The following is a 25,882-nucleotide window of genomic DNA, read 5'->3' as shown; positions in this document are numbered from 1 at the left end:
CCCTCCCGTCCGGAGGGGCCTTCCTCACGTCCGGTCTCAGACCAGGAAAGTCTGCTCCGGCGGCTCGGCCACCTCCCGCTCGATCGGCGGCGGGTCTGCCCACCCGGCCCGCCAGCGTCGGCGGCGCCCTCTCGGCTGGACCAACGCGATCACCAGGGCGAGAGCCACCCCACCGGCCGCCGCTCCGGTCAGCCACTGCGCGGTCGTGGCCACCTCTCGTCGCCGGGCCGCCGCAGCGAGCTGAGCCGCGTCCGGCGGGCTGGGCACGAGCGCCGGAAGCTCCGCCTCGCCCCGGAGATCGAGGCCGTCGGTCACCGCCCGGTATGGGTTGATCAATCCAGCGCCGTAGGCCGTGCTGCGCGATCCGCCCCGCGCCGGGCTCGCGGTCGCGATCAGCCGCTGGGCGACCTGCGCGGCCGTCAAGGTCGGCCAGGCCGACCGGACCAGCGCCGCCGTGCCCGCGACGAAAGGCGTCGCGAAGCTCGTGCCGTCCACATAGGCATGACCGTCCACTCTGGTCGGCGCCAGCACCTTCACGCCCGGTGCCACGATGTCGACGTACCGTCCGGTCCGCGAACCCGACATCAACGCGCCGTCGATGTCCACGGCGCCCACGCCCAGCACCCCGTCGTACGCCGCGGGGAAGGAGGGCAGCTCACTGCCGCCGCTCGGCTGCCCGTTGCCGGCCGCCGCCACCACCAGCACGTCGGCCGCCACGGCGTACGCCACGGCCGCCCGAACCGCTGCGAAGTCGTCGTAGCCCGCCAGCGACAGGTTGATCACCTTCGCGCCGGCGGTCACGGCGTACCGGATGCCGTCGGCCAGAATCCGGGGATCGATCCGCAGGGTCTCCCCACGGTCGTCGACATCCCGGTCGCTGATCCGGACCGGAAGGATCGCCGCGTCCGGTGCGACTCCATGGAACCCGACACCGGGGAGTCGGCCGCCGGCGATGATGCCGGCCACCGCAGTGCCGTGCGATACGCAGTCGAAGGTCGCAGCCCGCTTCCGCGTCGTGAAGAAGTCCCGGCCGGCCCGCACCCGCCCGCGTAATTGTGGATGGTCCGAATCCACCCCGGAGTCGACGACCGCGACGAGGACGCCCGCTCCCCTGCTGTAGGGCCACACCCGCTGCGGATCGAGTACCTTCTGCGCCCACGGCAGCTCCCGGACCTGCGGCCGCCCCGGATCGGGATCGTGGCAGGTGCCAGCCGGTGGGACCGCTCGGGCGGCCGCGACGCCGATCCCCTGGACAGCCACCACAGCCAGCACGGTCAGCACCGTTGCGACAAGCCGACGAGCCTTCACCACTCTCCTTTCGCCATCGTGATCGTGTGGTCGTGATCGTGCCGTCGGTCGAGGCACCGGCGAACCGGACGGCAGTAACCGGCCACCAGCCGATCCAGGTCCTGCCGACGTCCGACACTGGGCCGATGTTCACCGAGTACGAGCAGTTGGCGGAGGAGATCCGGGCAGTGCAGCGGGGCATGGCCGAGATCCGCGCCACCTTCGACTCCGACGACGGGCTGGTCAGCGCGACCGTCGGCGGGGCCGGGGAACTGATCGAGCTGTGGCTGGACCCTCGGATATTCCGCGACCCCGACTCGGTCGCGCTCGCGCGGAAGGTCACCGACACCGTCCACCGCGCCGCCGAACTCGCTCACCGTCAAGGCCTGGAGCTGGCGGCCGGTTATCTGCCCGCCGGGATCGAGGCCGCCGACCTGCGGTTCGACCCCCTGCTCACCGCACTCGACCGCCAGACCGGCGGAGGCGTACGGCGATGACCATCGACCGCGACGGCGACGGATTCGTCGACATGTACCCGGAGGAGACCACGACGCAGTTCGCGAGGGTCCACACGGCTGGCGCGGACTTCGGCCGGGCCTGGGCCACAGCGCTCGACCGGATCAGCAACCCGGGGAAGGTGGGCAACGGCAGCATGGGCCAGGCGTTCCTGGCCGGCTACGCCGAGGACAAGGAAACCCTGGTGACCGCGGCCGGTCAGGTGCGCGGGATCTACCAGACGCTGGCGAACAACGGCTACCAGGCTGTGCAGCTGTACCAGGGGGCGGCGATCGAATCCACCAAGCAGTTCCCGCCCGCGTAGCCATGAGCGACGTCCTCGAACCCGTCGGCGACCTGTGGGACGCGGTCCTGCGGTGGGGCGGCAAAGCCAAGGACGCCATCTGGCCGCCGGACAGCGAATCCGACGTCCTCGCGCTCGCCCTGGCCTGGGAGGCGGCGGCGGACGCCTTGCAACTGGCCATCGACGTCTCCGAGGCGGCCGCCAACCGGCTCCTGGAGACCTGGCTCGACTCGGCCGGCTACCAGATGTACTACAGCCTGCACAGCCTGAACCTGGGTGCCCGCGATGCCGCCGGCCTCACCCAACTCGTGAGCGCCATGCGTCAGATCGCGACCAAGTGCCGCAACTACGCCCAGGACATCGCCGACACCAAGAACCAGATCCGGGCCGAGATCGCCCTCAACGCCGCCCTGTTCGCGCTGGCCTGTCTCGGCGGGCCGGCTGGCATGGCACTGTTCGCCTCGCGTATGGCCAGTCAGATCGCGGCGCGGGTGGCGCTGATGGCGCTGCGTGTCGCCACCGCGGCCGGACGGATGGGCAAGATCTCGAAGTTCACGCTCGGCATCGCGAAGGAGGGCCTCGAAGAGATCGGCATCGACTTGACCGGCCAGAAACTGAGCCAATGGCAGGGATACCGCCAGAACGTCGACCTCAAGCAGACGGCCACCGCCGGGCTGGCGGGCGCGATCGGCGGTCCGTTGAGTGAAGGGCTGGCCAAGACTCCCGGCCTGAAGCAGCTCGCCCATCAGCCCGGCCATGCGGCCACAGCGGCCAACGCCTTCGTCACCAACGGATTGTCCTCGCCCGTCGCCGGGCACATCTCGCAGAGCGCCATGTCCGGCGACTGGGCGGCGATCGGGGACGCCGGAGCCTACGTGAGATCCGTCCGCGACAACGGATTCGCGGCGGGGACGATGGCGGTCAGCCGGTCCAGCACGGAGCTGGCCGGACGGCAGGTCCATGCGGCGGTCACCGGCGGGCCGAGCACCTGGGACCAGGTGGCGGCCCAGCTCGGGCACGACGGCTCTGGGCCGCCCGGCGGAACGCCGCCCTCGCCGCTCGCCCCGGAATCAGCCGGATCCGGAGCGGGGACCGGAGCCGGTGCCGTCGGCGGGTCGGGGGCCGGTAGCGGAGCCGGAAGCGCGGGCGGGTCCGATGCCGCGGGCGGGGCGGCGACCGGCGGAGGCACCGGAACGGGGACCGGTGGCGCGGGCGCGGGATCGGGCGGCTCAGCCAGCTCGAGCGGTGGCTCAGCCGGCTCATCCGGTTCGGGCGGATCGAGCGGTAGCTCAGCCGGATCGAGCGGCAGCTCAACCGGCTCATCGGGTTCGGGCGGATCGAGCGGTGGCTCGGGCGGCTCAAGCGGTGGCTCGGGTGGCTCTGGCGGCTCATCCGGCCAGGCGGCCGGCCCGGGACACCACGGTGACGGGTCCGGTGTGGACGCGCCCGACCCGACGGCCGAGAGCGCCTCCACCCCGGAGGGGTCCACAGCCGCGAACGTGGACAGTGACCAGTCCACTGCAGACATTCCCGGCCAGGATCCGGCGACGCCGGTCGCCGAGGACGTCGCCGAAGCGACGAGCAACCCAGACCTTGGGGCAGGCGACGTCGCCGCGCAGCAGCCCGGTCAGGCGACCGGCGCTTCGCCCGTCGAACCCGGTGGCTCCGATTCTGCCGAGACAACCAGCCCGAGCCCGGCCGCGACCGCACCGATCATGGCTGCGCCCCCGGCCGCGACCGCGCCAATCCTGGCCGCGACGCCGCCGCCGACGTCGACGTCGTCCCGCCACACGACCGTCCAGGCCACACCGGCCGCCGGTTCGGCCCAGACCGCGAGGAGCGAGCCCGCTCGAAACGAAGCCGCCAAGGCCGAACCCGCCAAGGCCGAGCCGGCCGAGGGCGAACCAGCCAATGGCGAGCCGGCCGAGGGCGAACCGGCCGAAGGCGAACCGGCTGAAGGCGAACCGACTGAAGGCGAACCGACTGAAGGCGAACCGACTGAAGGCGGGCCCGCCGAGGGCAACGAAGGCGAAGGCAATAAAGGCGAGGGCAATAAAGGCGACCGCAACGAGGGCGAGGGCACGACCGCGGAGGGCCCCGGCTCGGATCGGGAGCAGGCGGCCGATCCGACCGGCACGTCGGCACAGCCTACGGCCACTCCCGACTCTCCGACCACTCCGGATGCCGCTCCCACTCCCGAATCGGAGCGACGGCAGCTCCTTGCCGCGGGCAGCCCGTCCGGACCGCACTCCGCCCCGGCAGCCGATCCGCCGGGACCGGGCCGCGAACAGCTGGCAAATGAGCCGCCCACAAGCGACCAACCCGCAAGTGAGCGACCCGCAAGTGAGCGACCCGCAAGTGAGCGACCCGCAAGCGAGCCGTCCGCAAGTGAGCCACCGGCAAGCGAGCCGCCTGCGCCAACGGACGATCTCGTTGACGTCGTCGCTGATCTGCTCACGTCCGGCTTCCAGCTCAGCGGCCCGGTCACGGTCACCGCCGGTCCGGACGGTCTTGACGTCGCGTTCAGTGAGGGCACCCAGCGGCGAGTGCTGGTCGAGCGGGCGACGCTCCCCGCCGACACGCCCGTACGCCTGCACTACGACCCCGGGACCGACACGTTCCGGCTGAGCGTCGGCACCGACGTCGACGTCACCGATGCGGGCGTACGCATAGCGCTGGCGCAGGCGTTGGGCCGGGTCGAACTGGGGCCGTCCGAGTTCCACGCCGACGACCGCAGTCCCGAGGAGATGTTCCTCGACGTGCTTCAGGCGTACAGCTATATGGGCATCTCGGACGTGGGCCACGCGCTGGCGACGAACCGGCCGCCCGGGCAGACTGGTCACGACGCGGACGTGGCCGCCGCGGTACGCCTGATCCAGCAGGCGCGGGCGGACGAGCAGCGCGTCATGCGGGTGCTGGTGGCGGCCTTGACGGTCGATCCGAGCCTGGCCGATGTCATCGTGCGGCTGACCGCGATCGACGCCACCGTGAGCGGCCATCCGGCGCGCCGGCTGGCGCGCCTGGCTGGGGAACTCGACGCGCCGGCCGGTGACAACGCGCCGGAAGCGCGGCAGCGCGCCGAGGTGGGCCGGATCGTGGCGGCGACTCTGGACACCGTCCGGCAGCAGCTCGAACAACGGATGTCCGGGCCGGTCGACGTGGCCGATCTGTCGACGATCGCCGACGCGGCGGTGAGCCACGCGCTGACCGTCCTCGGCACCGCGCAGGCGAACGGCGACCCGCTCCAGGCGATCGGACCCGACGGCACTTTCACCGCAGAGGTCACAGCGGCGGCCCAAGTCATCGCCACCGAGCTGCAGTCCGACGTGGATGGTCGGCAGATCGCGTCGCGCGAGGGGGCGACGGAGCCGGGGCGAGTACGGTTGCGGCCGCTCGCCGGTGGACCCGCGCAGCTGGACGCCGCACTGCAGGCGGCGCTGCGCTCGGCCGCCACGGCGCTGGGGTTCGACGCGTCCGGTGCCGAGGTGGCGATGCTGGCCCGCTGGGGCGAGGCGTTGCACGGCCTCAGCGGCGACGGCGGGCCGATGTCGGCGGCCGCCCTGGTGGACTCCGCCCGCGACGTGATCCGGCGGACGATCGCGAATCCCGACCGGGTGTCTCTTCGCGACACACACCGGGGCGACGCGTACGTGGTCTTCCAGCGCGTCATGCCGGACGGGCGGGTCGTCGCGGTCACCGTCCACGTGCACCGGTTCCTGGCCGACCGGGAGGCGACCGTCGCGCACGTGGAGGTCCGGTCGAGTATGCGGACCGATGCCGGGCGGGCGATGGCGGGATCCATGCCCTATCGGGCGCGGGTGACCACGCGGCGCGGGCCGGCGCGCAACGACGTCCTCAACGACCTCACCATGGGCACGCCCTACACCGCCACCCGCGCGGTTCGCGCTGCGGTCGGGCAGGCCGCCGCCGCGTTGGGGCTGACCTCGACGGAGGACGGTCACCGCAACACCTATGACGTCGGGTGGTCGGGTGGCGCGGGACCAGGGCGCGTCAGGTTTCGGATCGCCGACGTCGGCGGCGGGTCCGCCGTCGAGGTACGCCCGCCGCGGCCGGGTGCTCGGGAGCAGATCTGGGAGGTACGCATCGCGCCACAACGCCTCAACCACGTCGGGCTGTCGCTCGACGTCGCCGAGGCGCTCGGGCTCGCGTACGCCATTCACGCCGAGCACGTCGAGGGCCGCGTTCGACCGCGTTCGGCCGAGGTGACGCCGCAGGCCGCGCGGCTGGCCGCGATCGCGGCGGTGATGAGCGTTCCGCAGCCGGCCTCGGCGAATCCGGCGTCCCGGCGGTTGTCGGCCGAAGCGCAGTCGCTCATCGAGGACCTCGGTCTGCGGCTCGACCAGCCCGAGTTCGCTCAGCGCCGGGCCGATCTGGCTTCCATCGTCACGACCTTGTTCGGCGCGGACGCGGCGACGGCGGTCGACGACTTGCTCGCCGACCAGGGTGTGACGGCGGCCGACCTCGGCAACCCCGACGCCCAGAAGTACGCCGAGGCGGCCCGGGACCGTGCCGCCGCCCGGGAACGCGCCCAGACGGTGACCGACATCCTCCTCGACCGGGAGGTGAGTCCAGCGGGGACGCAGACTCCGGCGATCGCCGAGCTGCGCTCGACCGGTCCGGCGCTCGCAGAGACCGACCTGGCCGAGCAGCTGGCGACCGTGCTGCCGGAGGTGGTCCAGAGTCGCGGCCTCACCCTCGTCGCGGTACGCCGGGTCGGCGCGGACACCGTGGCCACCGTCAACCACCCCGGTCTGGCGGCCCCGGTGACAGTACGCATCCGGACCGGCCCGCTGCCGACCGGCGCGTCGGCGCATACGACGATCAGCCTCGACGGCGACCGCGTAGTGACGATCACGCTCGCGGACGGGCAGCCGGCGGACCTCGCTTCGCTGCACCTGGTCGGGGCGCTCACCCAGGCGCTGGAGAGCGTCGGGCGTACGGACAACGGCAGGCCGGCGCGGCCGGCGGACGCGTTCGGGCACCACCAGCTCAGTCGTCGCCAGCGCCACGACATCGCCGGGCCGAGTCCCGCCGACGTCGCGCTCGCGGCTCAGATTCAGTGGCAGGCGGAACGGATGAGCATCGACCGCCGCGCCGTCACAGTGGTCAACCTGATCGTTCTGCTGCACCAGGCCGGCGTACGCGACGGCCAGTTGCACTCCACGTTGCGCCGCCGGCTGCTGGACCGGCTGCTGCCCGCTCCGCTCGCACGACGGGTGAAGGCGCTGCTGGAGATGGAGACCGTGCTGGACCCGGCGATCCGGGCCACTCTGCTGGAGATGACGACCGCACCTTCGCGAACGGTTTCACGGGGACGACGGCGGTTCACGGCGTACCTGCCGGTGGCTCTGGAGGCGACCGGCTCGCTGAGCACGCCACCCCATCAGCCGCTGCAACCGTATGTGCGCCGCATGGCCGGCCGCCGGGCGGACCAGCTCGAACGCCGGATCGCCGCACGCCGGTTCCAGATCAGCCGGCTCGGCTCGGACTGGGTCGCCGCCCGGCGTACGCCGGCCGCCGCCGCCCTGGCCCGCGGCGTCCTGTGGCCGGTGAAGTTCGCCCGAGCGCGGCCGTTGGCGCTGCTCACCGGCAAGCTGCGCTACCAACGCCCATGGCGGGTCAGCGCGTTCAGCAGCCGGACGGGCTTCTCCCGGCTGTTGCTGCCGGACGGCTCGCACACCTGGGTCGCCTACACGAAAACCGCGGCGACCCGGATGGTCAACCGCCTCGGGGGCACCCGGTTCTCCACGTTCACCCCGTGGAACGACAACGCGGGACCGGACCACGGGCACCACAACCAATTCGGCCCCACCGGCACACCGCCGGGGTACCTGTTCCCCCTCACCGGCAACCACGTGATCGATCTTGTCGCCGCCGTCGTCGGGCATCTCCCCGTCACGGTGAGCACCCGGGACGGCAGCGGCATCGGCACGCCCTTCCCGTTCGGCAACAAGGAGAAGGAGATCCGGCCGACGACCGTCCGGGCGGCCGGCCGCTTCGGCGACGGCACCTATGTGGCGGTGGCCCGCGCAGAGCCGTCGGCGGAGCTGACGAACGACCACACGTTCACGGCGTACGTGTTCATCGGCACCTTCATCGACGTCCGGATCGCCGGGGTGAAGAGCTTCTACCTCTGGGTCGGCGGCCAGGGCCTGTCCGTCACCGGCAGTCAGGACTACGACGACCTGGTCCGCAACCTCGCCGGCATCACGGCGGAGCACCGCCGGCTGGTCTCGGAGGGACACCGGCTGCGGGCCTGGTGGCACCGCCGCAAGGCGGTCGGCAGATACCTCGGCTCCTTCAAGGCCGGCGGTGAGGTCCAGCCGATGGTCTTCGAGGCGGGCTACTCGCACCGGTACACGCCCTACCTGGACACCGTGGACCGGCTGGGCTGGGACGTCAGCCACGCCCACGACGACCGGAGCACTCCGGAACACGAGCACGCGGACAACTTCCACGACCCGTTCACGCAGGCCAACGACTCCGCGGGAATACAGGTCAACCCCAACGTCTCGGTGCTCGTCGGAGCGTTCGACCCCATCAACGCGTACCGGTCCGGTCGCGGCCGGGTCCGCGCCTGGTTCCGGCGGCCGGATGTCGCCGAGGCGCTCGGCCTCATCGACGCCGCCGCGGTGCTCGCCCCTGGTACGCCGACCGGGGCCGACCCGGCAGCGGGCAGCGTGATCGACTCCATCATCAATCCGCCGTCGCCGCCTCGCTCCCGCTCGCCGTACAACTTCGACGGTCCCGAGGACGAGGACGACGACGAGAAGCCTGGCCCGATTCTCCCTCCGACATGGAGACTCGGACCGTGAAGTCGCGAATCCTCCGGTGGCCGAAGTGGATGTACGCGGCCGTCGGCGTACTCGTCGTCGCCGCCGTCACAGGGTTGTCCTGGTGGAGCGAGCCGGAGCTGATTCCGCTCGGCCCACCGGCGGGTGCGGTGACGATCGCCGGTCAGCTGGCGCTCGATCCCGCCGCACCGGTCGCAGGCGCCACAGTGACGGCGCGCGCCACCCTCAGCGCCGAGCGGGACGTCGTGCTGGCCGCGTTGATCGTGAAGGTACGCGACGAGGCCGGCGCGTACTACGACTTTCCCGCCCTGGTGAACGCCGAGTTGAGCACGGCTCCCCGGGTCTTCGAGACGCGCCGTGACCTTCCTGCGCCCGGGACCTACACGTATTACCTCGCCTACCAGTTGGACGGGGCTTGGGTCAGTCTGCCGCCCTGGCAGCGGGTCACGGTGCGCTGACCGGCAGGCGCAGCTCGAAGATCGCGCCGCCCTCGTCGGCGTTGTAGACGGTGAGGGTGCCGCCGTGGGCCTGGGCGACCCAGCGGACGATCGACAGGCCGAGGCCGGAGGAGCCGCCGGTGCTGGAGAACCGGTCGAACGCCTCGTCGGCCAGTGCCGCGTCGATGCCGGGACCGTGGTCGGCCACGGTGACGGTGCCGCCCGCCACCGTGATGTGCACGATCGCGGCGGCGCCCGGTCGGCGTCCGTACCGGATGGCGTTGTCGAGCAGGTTGCCGATGGCTCGCTGGACCAGGATCGGGTCGGCGTACACCTTGGTCGGCGCGGCGGTGACGGTGATCTGCGCTCCCTCCGCAGCGGTGTCCTCGGCGACGGTGGACACGAGCTGGTCGAGCCACATCGGCTGGATGGCCAGCTTCTCGACCCCGGCGGCGAGCCGAGCCCGGACGAGCAGGCCGTCGATGATTCGGCCCATCCGGCCCGCCAGCCGGACGGTGCGGGACAGCAGGTCGGCCTGCCGCTCGGGGTTGTCGAGGGCCGTCTCGGCCAGGGCGCGGAGGGCGGCGACCGGCGTACGCAGATCGTGCGCCGTCTCCGCGAGCAGGACTTCCTGCTGATGAAGGGCCGCCGCCACGGGCCGGATCGCCCGGCCGGACAGGGCGTGCGCGGCCGCGCCGAGTCCGGCGAAGAGCACGAGGCAGCCGCCGATGACCAGCGCCGTCAGTTTGTTGTGCCGTTGCCGCTCGGCGTCGGTGCCGGCCACGGCGACGATGGCGCCGACGTATTCGTGTTTGCGGTCGAGCAGCGGCTCGACGCGTACGCGTACCAGGTCGCCCTGGCTGTCGCGTTGGTAGCCGACGACCGCCCCGCCGCGCCGGACCGCGGTGGCGGCCAGTCCGCTGAGCACCGCCCCGTCCATCGGTACGCACACCTGCCGGGACATGTGCGCCTGGAAGGTCAGCGTCCCGCCCGGCATGATGGCGAACTGCGGGCAGCGATCGTCGAGTTCGTCGGTGTTGACGAGGCTGAAGTCGATCGCCTCGTCGAGGATGATGAGCCGGCTGACCGACGAGGTCACCCGGTGGAGTTCGGCGTCGAGGCGGGCCTCGCCCTGCCGGCCGTCGCTGCGCACGATCCACCAGGCCAGGCCGACGATGGCCAGCATGTTGGCTGTCGTGACCAGCGCGGTGAGCACCCAGCGCAGCCGGCGCAGCCGCTCGGTGGCCGAGGACGTCATTCGGCGCCCAGCAGGTAGCCCCGGCCGCGGACGGTGTGGATCAGCTGCGGCTCGTGCAGTTTGCGGCGCAGCCGCTTGACGACGACGTCGACCACATTGGACATCGGATCGGTGCCGGAGTCCCAGCAGTGCTCGATCACCTCGGCCCGCTCGACCACCTGGTCGGCCCTGGTCAGGAGGTACTCCAGCACGGCGTACTCCTTGTCCGAGCAGGTGACCAGGACGCCGGCGCGGCGGACCTCCCGGCGTGCGCAGTCTAGCTCCAGGTCGGCGTGGCGTAACACCGACGGCCGCCCCGTGCGGCGGCACAGATTGGCCACCCGGGCGCCGAGTTCGGCGACGGAGAACGGCTTGACGAGGTAGTCGTCGCCGCCGTGCTCGAAACCGGCGACCCGGTCGGCGAGCGCGTCCCGCGCGGTGAGAAACAGGACGGGCACCGCCCAACCCTGCCGTCGGCGCGTATGCACGTAGCCGATCGAGTCGCCGTCCGGCAGCATCCGGTCGAACACGACGCAGTCGAACTCCGTGCTGTGCAAGGCATCGTCGGCCGACGCGATGTCCTGGGCCTCGTCGACCCGATGGCCGTCGGCGGTCAGTTTCGCGACCACGGCCACCCGCAGGTCCTCATCGTCCTCGACGACCAGCACTCGTGTCATCAAAACCTCATGTACGCCGGTGGATCGTGTCCGTACTGCAGGCTAGCCGAACCATCCGATGAGGAGGACGTCCGCCGTGAACACCCCAGAGCCCGCCGGGATCGAGGCGATCCTGGCTTCGGCGGTCACCGAGGTACTCGTCATGAGCGCGGGCGCCGCGCCGATCGGCCAGTTCCGTGCCGTCGACCGCGAGAACCTGGCGCGCGGCGTACGCTACCGCGTCTTGTTCCCGGATTCGGTGCGGCTGTCCACGAAGGTCGGCCGGATGGCGCTGGCCGGGGCCTGTGTGCGTACCGATGTCGAGATCCCGGTGGAGGCCGTCGTGATCGACGGGACGACGGCGCTGTTGCCCGGCCAGCCGACCGGCGTGGCCGCGTTCCGGCTGCCGGGGGTGGTGACCGCGACCCTGGAGCTGTTCGGGCGGCTCTGGTCCACCGCGGTGCCGTTGACGCCGGTGGACGAGGTGCCGGCGGACGGCCCGTTGACCTGGCGCGAGCGGGATCTGATGACCTTGCTCTACACCGGGCACACCGACGAGTCGGCGGCGATGAAGCTGGGCATCTCGGTGCGCACGGTCCGGCGGATGGTCGCCGACATCATGAACCGGCTCGGCGCCCGCAGCCGGTTCCAGGCCGGAGCCAAGGCGGCCGGGCAGGGCTGGCTGATGGCGAGGGCGGGCTGATGTCCGGGCGGACCCTGCTGGTCTCGCGGCAGCCCGGGGCCTACCCGACGATCGGGCACGCCCTGTCGGAGGCCCCGCCGGGCGCGGTGCTCTCCATCGCGGAAGGCACCTACCTGGAGACGCTGGACCTGGTCGACATCACCGTGACACTGGCCGCCGTGGCCGGGGCGAAGGTCGTGCTCGACGGCACGGGCACGGACCGGCCGGCGGTGCGGGCCAAGAACGGTGCGGTGAGCCTGCACGGCATCGAGGTACGCGCGGGGATCGCGGTGGACGGCGCGGCGTTGACGTTGCGGCAGTGCACGGTGACCGGCGACCGGCGGCCCGCGATCAGCATCCGGGGTTCGGCCGGTTTCACGGTGACCGACTGTGCCGTCAGCCAGGCCGAACAGGGCATCGTGATCGACGGCGCTCCCGGTCGGCTGGAAGGAACCACGGTCTCCGACGTGACCGGCGACGGCATCATCGTGGGCATGGGCGCGGACCCGGCGATCCGCAACTGTGTCGTCACTGGCAGTGGTCTGCGCGGAATCTACGTCTACCAGTACGGCCGCCCGGTCATCGAGGGCTGCGAGGTGTCGCGGACGGGTGCCGAGGGGATCTCGGTGGCCCAGCACAGCAGTCCGGTGATCCGCGGCTGTTCGGTGACCGACGCCCGTGGGGTCGGGATCGCGTTCGCGGCCGACTGTGCGGGCACCGTCGAAGCGTGCCGCGTGGAGAACACCGCGCAGCCCGGCGTCGCCATCGCCGAGGGCGCCACGACGACGGTGGTCGCGGCCGCCACCTCGGGTAGTGGCCCGACCGGCCACGGACTCGACTCGCTGCTCGCCGAGCTGGACGGCATGACCGGGCTGGCCGGGGTGAAAGCCGAGGTCCGGGCCCTGGTCGACGAGCTGCAGGTGAACGAGTGGCGACGCCGGGCCGGTCTGCCGGTCGGCGCGGCGAGCCACCACCTGATCTTCGCCGGAGCGCCGGGCACCGGGAAGACCACGGTGGCCCGGACCTACGGCCGCCTGCTGAAGGCGCTCGGTGTGCTGCCGCACGGCAGATTCCGGGAAGTCTCCCGCCGGGATCTGGTCGGTCAGTACATCGGGCACACCGCCGAGAAGACCTCGCTGGTCTTCGAGGAGGCCGTCGGCGGCGTGCTGTTCATCGACGAGGCGTACACGTTGTCCCGGGCCGGGGGCTCCGGCGGCGACTTCGGCCAGGAGGCGATCGACACCCTCGTCAAGCTGATGGAGGATCACCGCGACGAGGTCGCCGTGATCGTCGCCGGCTATACCGACGAGATGGCCGACTTCCTGTCCGCGAACCCGGGGCTCGCCTCCCGGTTCGGCAAGACCGTCGAGTTCGGCAACTACACCCCCGCCGAGCTGCTCGACATCATCGGCCGGATGGTGGCGGCGGGCGAGTACGAGCTGGATCCGGCCGCCGCGCCGGTGCTCCTGCGCTACTTCGCCCGCGTCGCCGACGGCCCGAACTTCGGCAACGCTCGCGACGCCCGCCGGCTCTTCGAAGGCGTACGCAAGGCGCAGTCGCAGCGGCTTCGGCAGTCCGGCCGGTTGCCGACGGTGGACCAGTTGCGGGCGATGCTCGTCGACGATGTGCTGGTGGCCACGGCAGACTAGGCGGCGTGCGGGTTTTGATCACGGAGGACGACGGCAATCTCCGGCTCGCCCTCGAGGTCGCGTTGCGGGGTGCCGGATTCGCGGTGGACACCGCCGCCGACCTGCCCGCCGCCGACGAGGCGTTGTTCGTGAACATCTACGACTGTGCGGTGTTCGACCGGATGCTGCCGGGCGGGGACGCCCTGCGCTACGTCCATCGCCGACGCGGCGACGGATGGCAGCTACCGGTGTTGTTCCTGACCGCCCGGGACAGCGAGGCCGATCGGGTGGACGGGCTGCGGCTGGGCGGCGACGACTATCTGGTGAAGCCGTTCGCCATGGCGGAGCTGCTCGCCCGCGTACGCAGCCTGTGCCGGCGCAGCACAGCGGGCCGCCCGGTGGCGCTGCGATGCGGCGACGTGGAACTGGACGGCAGCCGGCACCGGGTGACCCGGGACGGCGTACTCCTGACGTTGACCCGCAAGGAGTTCCTGATCCTGGAACGGCTGATGACCGAGGCGGGAACCGCGGTGTCCCGGCCGGAACTCGTCGCGTACGCGTGGGACGAGATGGCCGATCCGGCGTCCAATGTGCTCGATGTGACCATCGCCCAGCTACGGCAGAAGCTGCGGGAGCCCGCGGTGATCCACACGGTGCGCGGGTTCGGCTATCGAATCGCGTCCTGACACCGGTCTCAGCCGCCCAGCGACTGTTGCCGGGCCGCCTCCGGGTCGAGCCCCGGGCCGTCGGGCAGCCTGGCCACCAGGCCCGCCGGGAGCTTGACCGCCCGGTCGGCCGGGTAGCCGAGCATGCCGAGCACCTCGGGGCGGGCCACCGGATATCGCCGCCCGACGTCGGTCACCACGGTGAGTGTTCCGGCCGGGGCTTCCGGCGACGGCATCGACTCCACGACGGCCGCCCAGCCCGGTGGCACGTAGACCCGGTCCGCCAATGGTGTTCCGGTGTTGGTTCGCCGGATGGTGACCGACATCGGGTCGGCCGGTGGCAGCGCCGGATCGATCGTCAGCCGAGGGATCGCCTCACCGGGCGCGAATGTGGTGCAGACGGTCGCCTCCCGACCCCGCAGCGGTGCCATCTCCGGGCGCGCCGGGGGTGCCGGGTCGGCGACCGGGTTCGGCTGGCGGGCGGCGGCCGCCAGCGACGGGGCCAGGGCGAGCGCGTACGGTTCGGCGCCCGGGTAGGCGGCCAGCGTCGGCGGGTACGCCCGCTGGATGTCGTACTGAAGCTCGGTGATGGGGCGCAGCGAATCCCGTTCGGCCAGGTAATACTGCCGTCCTCCGGTGGCCTGCACCATCAGGAGCGCCCCGATCCTCAGGTCGGTCCGTCCGGCGACGGCGGTGGACGGCTTACCGGCGTCGGGCACGGGGATCGGCTCGATCGGGGCGCCCAACGGCAGCACGTCGAGCCAGGCCTGGCCGACGCGTACCCAGGGCAGCGTGGTCAGGGCCAGCCCGGCGCCGACGGTGGCGTAGTCGTTGACGGGGTGCCGGTGACCGCGCCAGATCAGGAACCGCTCGCCGGAGGAGGCGAGCTGCGCCGCCAGCGCCTGATCGCCCAGCGTCCGGCCACCGGTGGGGTTCGTGCCGACGAGGAGCACGGACTCGTCGACCCGGCCGCCGGTCACGTCGGTCGTGGGCGCTGAGCACAACGACCAGGCTCCGGTGAGCAGCCGGTCCGGGCCGGGCAACGCGTCGGGCGCGTCGGGGATGCCGAGCCGGGGACCACGCGGTACGCCGACCAGGGAGTCGCGGGACACGCGCACGGTCTTGGCGTGCGTACCGACGAGCAGCAGCGCGGAGGCGTAGTTGGTGACCGGGTGCAGCCTGCCCTGCGTCCACACGTATCGGGTGCCGGTCTCCTTCTCGACGATGACCGTGTTGTCCTGCCGCCACGCGGTCGCACCGCCGGGCACGATCATGCCGTAGACGCCGACGCAGGCCAGGGCGACGATCGCCAGTGCGACACCGGCGTACGCGGCGGCGGCCGAGCGGCGGAACGGAAGCTGCTCGGGATCGGTCTCCCGGAGCACCAGCGCGGAGGTGGCCCGCTGAAGGAGGAACTGGTACGCCTGCAGCTGGTCGCGTTTGGACGCCATCAGCCCCCCAGCCCGCGCACGTACTCGTACAGGCCGAGCACCGAGCAGGTGACCGGCACGATCGCGGCCATCACGAGGATCTCGGCGTACTCGGCGAACCGGCTCAAGTAGGGGCTGTGTTTGCGGGCCACGCCGAGGGCGATCACGGTCGCGCCGAGACCGAGGACGACCGGCCCGGCGATGACCAGCGAAGACGCGCGGTCGGCCAGCAAGGTCTCGGCGACCAGGAAGCCGAGGCCGAGGACGGCGGCGACGAGCAGCGGGATCCGCTGATGGAGGATCGGATGGAGCCGGGCGCGCAACAGCAGCCCGACGCCGATGATGCCCGCCAGCACCGCCGCGGCCGTGCTTCCGCTGCGTACCAACAGGATCTGGCAGGCCGTCAGCACCACACCCGAGCCGGCGAGCATCCCGGTCAGCAGCGCGTCCGCCCGGACGACCGCGGCGTGGACGAGTTCCAGAGACGGCTGCGGGTCGTCACGGATCAGGTCGGCGGCCGACCGGGGCAGCGCCGGCATGGGCACCCGGCCGATGCGCAGCGACAACGGCGCGTACGCCGTCGACAGGGCGAGCACCGCCGCGGCCAGCACGGCCGCCGCCTCCGGCGCGGTCAGCGTCTCGGTGGTGGCCAGCCCGGCCCCGGCGGCGGTGAGCAGCCCGGTCACGGCCGCCCCGAGGAACAGCTGCGCGGCGGCGGTCACTCCGAGGTAGCCGACCAGCGCCGCGAGGAGCAACGCCGAGCCCGCTACCAGGAGGTGCCCGGCAGACAGCTCGGTCACCGGCGTCGACCCGGCCAGCGCCAGACCGCCACCGGCGAAGGCGTACGGCAAGGCTGCCGCCGCCAGCACCGCGCCCACGCCGGCGTCGCCGATCGCGCGAGCCAGCAGCATGCCCGCCGCCGACAGTCCGACGGCGACACCGAGCGCCCAGAGCGCGGGCGTGGTCCACGGCGGTCCGGCGCGTACCACGGCGATCAACCCGGTCAGCAGGACCAACGCTCCGACGGCCAGCGCGGCGTGCCGGGTGTGCCGGGGACCCCAGGCGCGGCCGGTGCCCTGCGAGCCCGTGGCGATGGCGTCGACCAGGTCGTCGTATTCCAGCTCGGGCCACTCGGTCCGACCGGGGGTCAGGTGCAGGATCTCGCCGTCGCGGACCCGGTGCGCCGCCAGGGTCCGGTCGAGCTCACAGATGGTGCCGTCGGCCCGGCGCAGCAGCCAGCCGCCGGGGACGCCGTCGTCGGCCAGCCCTTCACCGGCCCGGGCCAGCAGACCGGGCAGGATCTCACTGATCGCGGCCTGCTCCGGCAACGCCATGTCCAGGCGACGACGCGGCGCGGCGATGGTGACTTTGACCAGGCCGGTTGTCTGCATGCGACACAGCTTCGGCGCTGCCGGCCGGGGTCCGGTCGACCTGGCAGCAAGCTGCCGCCCGACGCTGGCCGCCGGACCGCGGGCCTACGGTCGGCGGGTGTCAGTGCCAACGGTGGAGTATGGACTCATGGACATCGGCTCCGTCATCGCTCCACGCGTGCTGGCCACCGGTCCGGTCGCCACCGTCTACGCGGGTCAGCTGGCGGGCGTGGAGGTCGCGGTCAAGGTGTACGCCGACCGGTTCGACCGTGACACGGCGGCCCGATTCGACCGGGAGCGGCGGGCGCTGGACAGTCTGCGCTGCCCGGCGATCCTCGGTGTCGACGAGGTCGTCGAGACGGCCGACGGCCGGTCCGGCGTACGCATGGAGCTGTGCTCGGGTTCGCTGGCGGACCGGCTCGGCGCACTGGGTCCGTCCGATGTGCTCGACGCCGGAGCCGCGATCGCCGACGCACTCGTCGCCGCGCATCGGGTGGGGATCGTGCACGGCGCGATCACTCCGCACAACGTGCTCTATCGGCGCTCCGGCGCGATCGTCGTCGGCGACTTCGGACCGGCGCTGCGCGAGAGATTCCCGCGCGATCCGGCGTACGCCGTCGAATACGCAGCTCCCGAGACCCTCCGAGAGAACCTGCGTACGCCCGCCGCCGACCTGTACGGCCTGGGTGCCGTCCTGTACGCGATGCTCACCGGCGCGCCGCCGTTTCCCCGGCGTACCGGGCAGGCGACGAGCGAGCGGATTCTGCAGGTGCTGCGGGAACCGCCCACGCCGATCCGGGACGCATCCCGAGAACTGTCCGAAGTGGTCATGCGGCTGCTCGCCAAGGACCCGGCGGACCGCCCGGCGGACGCGGCCGAGGTCGCCGCGGTTCTGCACGGACTCCAGGTCCGGCCGGCGGCCGCCGCCGACGACTTCGACTTCGACGACTTCGCCGGAAGCATCCCCGTCCCCGCTGCGCCGCCGAGCACGCCGATGGCGCTGAGCACGACAGTGGCACCGAGCACGGCGGTGGCACCGAGCACCTTAGGGGCACCGCCACCGGCCGGGCGTACGCTCATTCTCACCACGGGCGAGCCGCCCACACCGGGGCGGCGGTTCAAGGCACAGCACGGTTTCCTCATCGGACTCGGCGCGGTCGCGATCGGCCTCGTCACCATCGCGCCCATGGTGCTCGACGATCGGCCCGCACCGTCGCAGGCCAATCCGTCATCGGCCGTCGCAGGCGGATCCCCGCAGGTCTCCCCCGCCGGGTCCCCGCGCGTTGTGCTGGCCCCGCCGACCGATCTGGGCCGTCAGGTGCGGCTGACCTGGAGCGCCGACGGCGACCTGGACTTCGCCGTGGTGGTCGCGGGCGAGCAGATCGACACGATGGTCCTGGTCGCCCATCGAGACCGTACGCTGACGGTGCCGGTCGACCCCGACCGCAAATACTGCTTCCAAGTACGCGGCACCGACGGCCGGCAGATCTGGACCAGCGATCCGCTGCCGATCCGCGGCGCACGCTGCAAGCTCTGAAACCCGCCGCGCTTAGGCTCCCCGGCGCAGCAAGGCACGCGGATCGAGGGCCGCCCGCAGTCGTGCCCGCAGACCATGTCGGGCCAGCCCCCGGCGGACGAGGTCGACGGCCGCCCAAGCCTCCTCCGCTTCGGCACGCGGATTCGGCGACCAGAGTGCTCGATCCACGATCAGGCCAATCTGCCGAACGGGCTGTGCCACGTCCACATCGGATATTCCGGCGGCCAGGTCCCGCGGCGTCATCCCGACGCTGTAGGGCAGGTGGTGCTCGGCCAGCCGGTCGCGGACTTCCGCCCAGGCGGCGAGCACTCCAGCCGCACCTGTCCGGCGCCGACGCCGACGGGTGCGTACCGCCTTCGCTGTGCGTACCAGCAGAATCCACCCGAGGAGCAGGCCAGGCGGCACCGACGTGAGCACCAGCCAGCTCGGCCCCTGATCTTGCTGCCCGACCGGCGCGGCGGCCTGGGTCTCCGGGGCCGGACGAAGGTCGTGTTCCGGTGGCAGCTGCTCGCGGGCTCTGGCCGCGGCTGCCGCGAGCCCCCCGCTCGCCCCCGCGCCGGTGGCGCGCCCGGTCGGGTCCAGCGGGACCCAGCCCACGCCCTCGACCGCGACCTCGGGCCAGGCGAGCACGTCTCCGTTGTGGACGACGTGTACGCCGCCTCCGGTGTCGACGCCGCCCCGGTAGCCGACGACGAGCCGGGCCGGGATCCCGGTCAGCCGTGCCAGCACCACGTACGCCGCCGCGAACTGTTCGCTCGTGCCGCGTTCGCTGTCGAGCAGGAACTCCCGCAGTTGGGGCCAGCCGTGCCCGGTCGGCAGATCGGCGCCCTCCGCGCGCTGGTAGTGCGTGCTCAGGTAACGCTCCAACTGCAACGCGCCCTGCAGGGTCGGTCCCAGACCGCGGGTCGCCGCCCTGGCCAGCTCGTCGATGCCGGCGGGGACGACGCCGAGCCCACCCAGCCCACCCGGCGCGCGGGTGTCGAGCGTTCCCTCGCCCAGCGTCGCCGGCTCCGACCACGTCAGCCGATACTCCGCCGGCCCGGATCGCGCCAGCAGAAGCGTGCCCGTGGTCTGGTCGACGAGCGGCGCGAGCCCGTCGACCGCCAGCGGGACCGACTGGCTCGGCAGCCACGGCCCGGACAGGTCACTTGCTCGCACGTCCGCGGTTCGGGTGAGGCTGCCGGCGGGCGCCGTCATCGGTGCACCCAGCCGGAGCAGCCGCGTGGTGGCGTACCAGTTCGCGCCGTCGAACCCGTCCAGGACGACGAGCCGCCACCGGTCGACCGGCTCGTCGGCCCGGTAGCGGAACACCTCCCGATCGGGCTCGGTGAGCCGCTGAGCGATCTCCCGCAACGGGTTGACGACGCGGGTCGGCGGTGGCGCGACGGCATGCGCCGCTTTGATCCGGTACGCCGCCCGCCCGGCCGGATCGAGGACGCCGAGTCCCACCGCCCCGATCAGCATGGCGACGACGGGCGCGCCGATCAGCAGCGGCCGGGGCCGCCCAGTCCAGAACACCAGGGCCGCCGGGGCGGCGTAGCAGGCGACGGCGGCAGCCGCCGAGCCACCCTCCAGCGCCTGGTACGCCTGCGCGAGCACCACGACGGCCAAGCCCGGCAGGAGTGCGGCGGCGCGGCCGATCCGGAGGAGGATCTCGATCCCCAGCAACGCCGCGGCGAGGACGGCCAGTGGCACGAACATCAGCAGCTCGGGATCCGGCCGAGCCGGCCAGGTGGACTCCAGGGTGAGCCGCCAGCTGTCCGCCACACCATGCCACAGGGCTTGCGGTGGCGTCCTGGACGGCGACAGCGTGACCCACACCGCCAGTCCACCCGTCAGCAGGACGAGCACCGGCCGGGCCACCGCCAGTCTCGGCCACCGCCAGGCCAGCTCGACGCAGCCGTAGCAGGCCAGCACCACCGCGACGACGGGGAGGATCAGCGTCCCGAGCCCGAACACCGGAGCGAACAGGAGGCCGCCGGTCACTGTGGACCCGAGCAGCCCCACCACCGCCAGCCGACCCGGCGGCCCGGTGTCCTCCCGAGCGGCGAAGGACGTACCGGTCATCCGGGCCACGCGTTCCACTGAGCCACGGCCCCGGTCGCGTCGGCCGCGGCGATCACACCGGCCTGCGACTGCTCCCCGCCCAGACGCACGACGAGGTCCGGCCGCCAGCGGCAGACGACCTCGTCCGGGCCGGAGATCACGACCAGCTCACCGGCCGGGCGCGTAATGCCGAGCCGTTCGGGCACGAGGGGCGCCGCGTCGGGCGCGTCCTGGCCGGCCAGGCACAACGGATCCAGGAGCAGCCGGGCACGATGAAGTCCACCGTCCACTGCGGAGTCCACCCCGGACGAGGTGATCAGGCGGCACGGCTGCCCGGCGGCGACCGTCGCGTACGCCAAGGAGGCGGCGACCTCCACCGCCTCCTCGAACAGCTCGGCGCTCATCGCACCCGCCCGGGTGTCGAGCAGCACCGTCAACCGGGTCTCGACCGGATCGGCGTACTCCCGGACCATCAACTGGCCGGTCCGCGCGCTCGCCTTCCAGTGCAGGTGCCGCACCTCGTCGCCGATCACGTACTCGCGGACCGCCCGCAGGTCCACCGATCCGCGTACCGGGCGGTCGGCGGCCGGCCCGTCGTGGTGCTGCCGTGGCGTGCCGGCCCGCGGCGACCGGACTCCATGCCGACGCGGATCGACCCACAGTTCAGCCCCGCCGCTCGTGGTGTGGGCGGTCCAGACCAGGCCGAATGGGTCGGTCCAGGTGAAGGTGACCGGTCCGACGACGTGCCGCCCCCGGACCGCGGTCGGCAGCTCATAGTGGTACGCCGCCCGCGCCCCCGGGGCGAGCGGCCGGACTTCGACGCGGCGTACCTGAGGGCCGACCCGGTCGTCGACGGCGAATCCGGCCAGCCAGCGCCGGGTGGGGTTGCGGACGACCAGCGAGGCCAGGGCGGGACGCCCCCGCTCGACTCGCTCGGGATCCACGGTGCGGCTGAGCTCGACCGCCGGACGAAACCGGGCGATCAGCAGGGCTGCGACCACCGCCCCGATCGCGACCCCGGCGATCATCCGCACCACGGTGAAGCCGGCGTACTCGCCGAGGAGGTAGCCGCCGAACCCACCGGCGAGCAAAGCCACGCCACGGCGAGTGAGCCGCACGGCTACCGCCCGGCCAGGGCCGTCGGCACCGCCGTGTCCGCCAGCACCTCGGCCACGATGTCGTCGGCCTGCCGTTGCCGCAGCTCCGCCTCCGGGGTGAGCACCAGCCGGTGGTGCAGCACAGGACGGGCCATGTCCTTCACGTCGTCCGGGGTCACGAAGTCCCGCCCGTGGGTGGCGGCGAACGCCTGCGCCGCCCGGATCAAGGCGATGCTTCCGCGTGGGCTGGCGCCGTAGCGGACGTGCGGATGCTCCCGGCTCGCCGCGGCCAGCCGGACGGCGTACGACACGACCTCCGGGGCCACATGACCGGCGCGTACGGTGGTGATCACCTGCTGCAGCTCGTCGACGCTGAGCACCGGCTCGAGCTGGTGGGGCGAGATGCCCGCCCGGTCGCCGAGGACCGCCCGCGTCTCGGCGTCGTGATCGGGATAGCCGATGGACAGTCGCATCAGGAACCGGTCGAGTTGCGCCTCGGGCAACCGATAGGTGCCCTCCATCTCGATCGGGTTCTGGGTCGCCACGACCATGAAGGGCCGGGGCACGTCGTGGCCGACCGAGTCGACCGTCACCCGGTGCTCCGCCATCACCTCCAGCAGGGCGGCCTGGGTCTTCGGCGTACCGCGGTTGATCTCGTCCGCCAGCACCACGTTGGCGAAGATCCCGCCGGGGTGGAACTGGAAGCGCTCGGAGCTCTGGTGGTAGACCATCACGCCGGTGATGTCGCTGGGCAGCAGGTCGGGGGTGAACTGAATACGGTTCCACGCCCCGCCGACGCTGGCGGCCAGGCACCGGGCGAGCGTGGTCTTGCCGACGCCCGGCACATCCTCGATCAGCAGGTGGCCCTCGGCGAACAGCGTCGTGACGGCAAGCCGAACCGCGTCCGCCTTGCCGTGCAGCACCTGCTGCACGTTGTCGGCGATCAGGCGGTACGCGTCACCCGGGGTCGTCGTCATGGCATCGGCACGACGGCGGGGATCAGCGCACTGCCGGTCCGGCCTTTGATCTGCGGCCCGGATCCGAACCGGGTCACCGCGTACACGGTGACGGTCACAGCCGCCGTGGTGTTGAAAACGTTGGCGTAGGCGGCCTTCTCGCTCGTCACCGTCTGGTCGGCCTGGTCCGGCACCTTCACAACGTAGTACACGAGGGTCGCCCCGTGCAGGTTCGGACGGGCCCAGGTCACCGTGATCGGGCGCGTCCCGAACCACACGTTGGGCACCTGCACCGTGATCGCCGGCGCTCCGGCGGCCGGCGAGGGCATCGCGACCCGGGTCCCGGCGCCGGGGCCACGGCCCGCCTCGTTCTCCGCCGCCACGGTGATGACGTGTGTCGTCCCGTTGGCGAGGCCGGTCACCTTGACACTGGTGGCCGAGCCGCCGACCTTGGTCGAACCGCCGGGCCAGGACACCCGGTACGCCGTCACCGGCGAGCCGGTCGAGGCGGCCGGCGACCATCGGACGGTCGCGGAACCGTCGCCCGCCGTGGCGGTCACGTTGCGGGGCGCGCCCGGCAGGGAGCCCCGGCTCGGCGGGCCAGCGGTCGTGGAGGTCCCGGTGGTGGGCGTCTGCTCGGTCGGCGAGGTCGACGTCGGATGCGGCCAGGGCGACGCTCCGCCGACGGCGACCTTGGTCACGACCCCGGTCTCTCCGTTGACCACGAGCACGTGCGAGCCGTCGGTGCCGTCGACGTAGATCCGGTTGTCCTCCCCGCGGACCGGCTGCGACGTCGCGGCGTCCACCAGGGGCACGCGGCTGCGTACCGTGCCCGAGCTGTCATACGTGAGCAGTTCGTTGTTGACCTGATCGAGAAGCGCGATGACCTGTGGGGTCGCGACGGGACCGGCGAACCGGCCGCCCTCGGGCAGGTCGACGGCGACCGGTTTGGCGACGGGCCGGTTCTGCAGCCCGGCGGTGTCGATCAGATGCAGCTTGGTGCGCTCGGGGTCGACGATCGCGAGCCGACCGGCGGCGACCCCGCCGGCCACCTGCGCCGTCGACGGCAGGTCGACACCGATCGGTACGGCCTTGCCGAAGCCTTCCTTGCTGAAGGTCTGCAGGGTGTCGGCGGTCGTGTCGACGAGCACCGGCTGGTCGTCCACAATGGTCACCGAGCCGCTGTGCCCCTGGACCAGTTGCGCCGCGCAGGTCATCCGGGTCGCACCGGGGGCCAGCTCGCACAGCGAGCCGGTGTCGATGCGGTGCAGCCAGACCGACCCCTGGGAGGTGACCGCGGGCTGGGACAGCGGGCCGCCCGCCGGCACCGTCGCGATCGGATCGCCGAGCCGGACGACCTGACCGGCGTTGCGGTACACCAGATACGGCCCGCCGACCACCTCGAGGACCTCCGGCCGCTCGGTCGCCGGCGGCGTCAGACTCTCCTCCACGGTCAGCGTCGACTTGTTGAACTCGGTGATCCGCGACCGTCCCACGACGTAGCCCGACTGATCACCCTGGGCGACCAGGCTGCCCGCCTCGCCGCCGGGCACCGACACCCGCCCGTCGACCTGGCTGGTCGAGCCGTCGACGTGGAAGGCCGTCTCCAGGCTGTCGTTGTACACCCAGTGCCCGGCCTGGGCGAACTGAAGATTGCTGGCTGCGGGCGACCGGTCGGTCAGCACCAGCCCGATCAGCCCGGCCGACGCGAGGACCAGGACCGCCACCACCAGCCGGGGCCGGTTCCGGCCACTCAGCCAGCGGCGCGGCGTCTCATCCGTGGTCATGGCGGCCCCCACCTCTGCTTCCACAGCCGGAGTCGATCGTAGCCCGAAGTGTGCCCACAGTAGATGATCGCCAGGACGCCGATGGCAGCATCGTGCCATCAGCGCCCGCGAGCCCCGGCCCGGCCGGACAGTGTGGTCCGTGACAGGCGCCGGGTGGGCTCAGGCCGCGGAGGACGTCGCGACCGGACGGTCGCAACCGGTCCACCAGGTGCGTCCGGCGGCCGACGCCGATGACAGCGCGGCGGCGTTGACCGGGCCACGGGCCGATGCACGCAAGGCTGCGTACGCCGCTCTTGCCGCCGCACAGGCGGCCGCCGCTCCCCCGGTCACGTCCGTCCAGCAGCCGTCCACCGTCGCGCAGCCAGGCCCACCACCGGCGACCACGACGCGGGCGACCATCCGTTCGCGGCGGGTCGTGCTGACCCAGCTCGTGTGCTGGCAACTCGGCCTGGTCGCGGCGATGATCGCCGTCCGGCAGCCGTGGCCCGTGGCCACGGTGTCGATCGTCACGACGGTCGCCTTCCTCCTGGTGACCGCGGTGCCGGTGCGCGGGCGTCGTGCGTACCAGTGGCTGTTTCTCCGGTGTGGCTTCTGGCGGCGCGAACGCGACCGTGACCTGCCCGATCAGGCCGGGGCGGCGCTGCTGCGGTTCCTCTCGCCCCAGGCGGTGACCGTGCCGGGCGAGCTGTTCATGATGAGCCGCGCGGCCGGTGCCACCGCGGTACTCCAGCCCTCCGGGGAACTCGGCGCTCTGCCGTCGGCGGCCGACCTGCTGCCGGGCGCCGACGAGGCCCTCGCGTTCGTCGTGCAGGTCGTCTGGCACGCCGGGACGGATCGCACCCGGCCGCCCCGGACCTGGATCGCGCTGCAAGCACGACGCACAGTGGACGTCCATCGGGACGACGACGTCGGTCGCGTGCTCAGCAACGCGGTGCGGCGGGTCGTGCGCCGGCTCCGGCAGGAAGGACTGATCGCACGGCCGCTCGCGGAGCAGGAGGTGCTCGGCACTCTGGCCGCGCTGGCGCATGTCAACGCCGGCCGGGGCCAGGTCCGCGAGACGTGGCGGTACTGGCGCAGCGGCCCGGTCGCTCAGGTCACGTTCCGGATCGGCGAGCGCCGCGGCCTGCCGGATCAGTTGCTCGCGCTGGCGCCGGGAGTGGCGATCACGCTCGCGGTGAGCGCGCATCGCCGGCCCGGCCAGGCCGCGGCGATGACCGAGGCAGTGGTACGCCTGGCGGCGGTCGATCCGGCCGCACTGGAAAGCGCGGCGGCCGACGTCGAACGGATCGCGCAGGAGAACGGGGTCGACGTGGAACGCCTCGACGGCCGGCACGGCCGTGGTGTGGCCGCGACCTTGCCGATCGGCGGGCCCGATCGCTGACAGCGATCCACTGGTGCAGTGACGCGGCATGACCGCTTCGTGTCGCGGACGTGACAGGCCAAGAGCAGCGCA

18 protein-coding genes are annotated in these 25,882 nt (G+C 72.5%); 9 read left to right on the top strand and 9 right to left on the bottom strand.

Annotated features, from left to right (window positions below):
* Window positions 1-36: 36 nt before the first annotated feature.
* On the bottom strand, window positions 37-1,272 hold the full coding sequence (mycP, locus tag AB0H43_RS27895; protein WP_360004032.1) for a type VII secretion-associated serine protease mycosin: 1,236 nt from the start codon (window positions 1,270-1,272) through the stop codon (window positions 37-39).
* 68 nt (window positions 1,273-1,340) lie between these two features.
* Here mycP and AB0H43_RS27890 point away from each other — a divergent pair, with 68 nt between their 5' ends.
* The 4 genes from AB0H43_RS27890 to AB0H43_RS27875 are packed head-to-tail and all read left to right on the top strand — an operon-like array spanning window position 1,341 to window position 9,359.
* Window positions 1,341-1,784 carry a YbaB/EbfC family nucleoid-associated protein gene (locus AB0H43_RS27890; RefSeq protein ID WP_360004030.1) on the top strand — a complete coding sequence of 148 codons (444 nt, stop codon included), beginning with the start codon at window positions 1,341-1,343 and terminating at the stop codon, window positions 1,782-1,784.
* On the top strand, window positions 1,781-2,107 hold the full coding sequence (locus AB0H43_RS27885) for a hypothetical protein (RefSeq protein WP_360004028.1): 327 nt from the start codon (window positions 1,781-1,783) through the stop codon (window positions 2,105-2,107). Before AB0H43_RS27890 ends, AB0H43_RS27885 begins: the two co-directional genes overlap by 4 nt.
* A gap of 2 nt (window positions 2,108-2,109) precedes the next feature.
* Window positions 2,110-8,922, top strand: a complete 6,813-nt coding sequence (locus AB0H43_RS27880) for a hypothetical protein (protein ID WP_360004026.1) — start codon at window positions 2,110-2,112, stop codon at window positions 8,920-8,922.
* Entirely contained in the window at window positions 8,919-9,359 is a 441-nt protein-coding gene (locus AB0H43_RS27875) for a hypothetical protein (protein WP_360004024.1), read from the top strand. The genes AB0H43_RS27880 and AB0H43_RS27875 overlap by 4 nt, the downstream gene beginning before the upstream one ends.
* Here the strand turns inward: AB0H43_RS27875 and AB0H43_RS27870 are convergent.
* Entirely contained in the window at window positions 9,346-10,596 is a 1,251-nt protein-coding gene (locus AB0H43_RS27870) for a HAMP domain-containing sensor histidine kinase (RefSeq protein WP_360004022.1), read from the bottom strand. The genes AB0H43_RS27875 and AB0H43_RS27870 overlap by 14 nt on opposite strands.
* Entirely contained in the window at window positions 10,593-11,252 is a 660-nt protein-coding gene (locus AB0H43_RS27865; RefSeq protein WP_360004020.1) for a response regulator transcription factor, read from the bottom strand. The genes AB0H43_RS27870 and AB0H43_RS27865 overlap by 4 nt, the downstream gene beginning before the upstream one ends.
* 76 nt (window positions 11,253-11,328) lie before the next feature.
* Between AB0H43_RS27865 and AB0H43_RS27860 the strand changes: the two genes are divergently transcribed.
* The 3 genes from AB0H43_RS27860 to AB0H43_RS27850 are packed head-to-tail and all read left to right on the top strand — an operon-like array spanning window position 11,329 to window position 14,227.
* Window positions 11,329-11,934, top strand: coding sequence for a helix-turn-helix transcriptional regulator (locus AB0H43_RS27860; RefSeq protein ID WP_360004018.1), 606 nt, complete (start codon window positions 11,329-11,331; stop codon window positions 11,932-11,934).
* Window positions 11,934-13,562: a right-handed parallel beta-helix repeat-containing protein gene (locus tag AB0H43_RS27855; RefSeq protein ID WP_360004016.1), complete on the top strand. Its 1,629-nt coding sequence runs from the start codon at window positions 11,934-11,936 to the stop codon at window positions 13,560-13,562. The genes AB0H43_RS27860 and AB0H43_RS27855 overlap by 1 nt, the downstream gene beginning before the upstream one ends.
* 5 nt (window positions 13,563-13,567) lie before the next feature.
* Window positions 13,568-14,227 (top strand): response regulator transcription factor, encoded by a 660-nt coding sequence (locus AB0H43_RS27850; RefSeq protein WP_360004014.1) that lies wholly within the window; start codon window positions 13,568-13,570, stop codon window positions 14,225-14,227.
* An 8-nt stretch (window positions 14,228-14,235) separates the two neighbouring features.
* Here the strand turns inward: AB0H43_RS27850 and eccB are convergent, their stop codons facing one another.
* Window positions 14,236-15,657: a type VII secretion protein EccB gene (gene eccB / locus AB0H43_RS27845; protein WP_360004012.1), complete on the bottom strand. Its 1,422-nt coding sequence runs from the start codon at window positions 15,655-15,657 to the stop codon at window positions 14,236-14,238.
* Window positions 15,657-17,027 carry a type VII secretion integral membrane protein EccD gene (gene eccD, locus AB0H43_RS27840; protein WP_360004010.1) on the bottom strand — a complete coding sequence of 457 codons (1,371 nt, stop codon included), beginning with the start codon at window positions 17,025-17,027 and terminating at the stop codon, window positions 15,657-15,659. The genes eccB and eccD overlap by 1 nt, the downstream gene beginning before the upstream one ends.
* A 97-nt stretch (window positions 17,028-17,124) precedes the next feature.
* On the opposite strand from eccD, the gene AB0H43_RS27835 reads away from it, so the two are divergent.
* Window positions 17,125-18,543, top strand: coding sequence for a serine/threonine-protein kinase (locus AB0H43_RS27835; RefSeq protein WP_360004008.1), 1,419 nt, complete (start codon window positions 17,125-17,127; stop codon window positions 18,541-18,543).
* A 12-nt stretch (window positions 18,544-18,555) separates the two neighbouring features.
* Here AB0H43_RS27835 and AB0H43_RS27830 read toward each other — a convergent pair whose 3' ends face one another.
* From AB0H43_RS27830 to AB0H43_RS27815, 4 genes are read right to left on the bottom strand one after another with little or no spacing between them, the layout of a single operon-like run.
* Entirely contained in the window at window positions 18,556-20,610 is a 2,055-nt protein-coding gene (locus AB0H43_RS27830) for a transglutaminaseTgpA domain-containing protein (RefSeq protein ID WP_360004006.1), read from the bottom strand.
* On the bottom strand, window positions 20,607-21,686 hold the full coding sequence (locus AB0H43_RS27825) for a DUF58 domain-containing protein (protein ID WP_360004005.1): 1,080 nt from the start codon (window positions 21,684-21,686) through the stop codon (window positions 20,607-20,609). The genes AB0H43_RS27830 and AB0H43_RS27825 overlap by 4 nt, the downstream gene beginning before the upstream one ends.
* 23 nt (window positions 21,687-21,709) lie before the next feature.
* Entirely contained in the window at window positions 21,710-22,663 is a 954-nt protein-coding gene (locus AB0H43_RS27820; RefSeq protein WP_360004003.1) for a MoxR family ATPase, read from the bottom strand.
* Complete coding sequence (locus AB0H43_RS27815; RefSeq protein ID WP_360004001.1) at window positions 22,660-24,429, bottom strand: fibronectin type III domain-containing protein; 1,770 nt, start codon at window positions 24,427-24,429, stop codon at window positions 22,660-22,662. The genes AB0H43_RS27820 and AB0H43_RS27815 overlap by 4 nt, the downstream gene beginning before the upstream one ends.
* A gap of 139 nt (window positions 24,430-24,568) precedes the next feature.
* Between AB0H43_RS27815 and AB0H43_RS27810 the strand changes: the two genes are divergently transcribed.
* Window positions 24,569-25,810 (top strand): type VII secretion protein EccE, encoded by a 1,242-nt coding sequence (locus tag AB0H43_RS27810; protein ID WP_360004000.1) that lies wholly within the window; start codon window positions 24,569-24,571, stop codon window positions 25,808-25,810.
* Window positions 25,811-25,882 lie beyond the last annotated feature (72 nt).

Source organism: Hamadaea sp. NPDC050747, from assembly GCF_040654195.1.
Lineage (GTDB): Bacteria > Actinomycetota > Actinomycetes > Mycobacteriales > Micromonosporaceae > Hamadaea.
The sequence above is the reverse complement of the archived record's forward strand: the minus strand, read 5'-3'. Positions and strand labels throughout refer to the sequence as shown.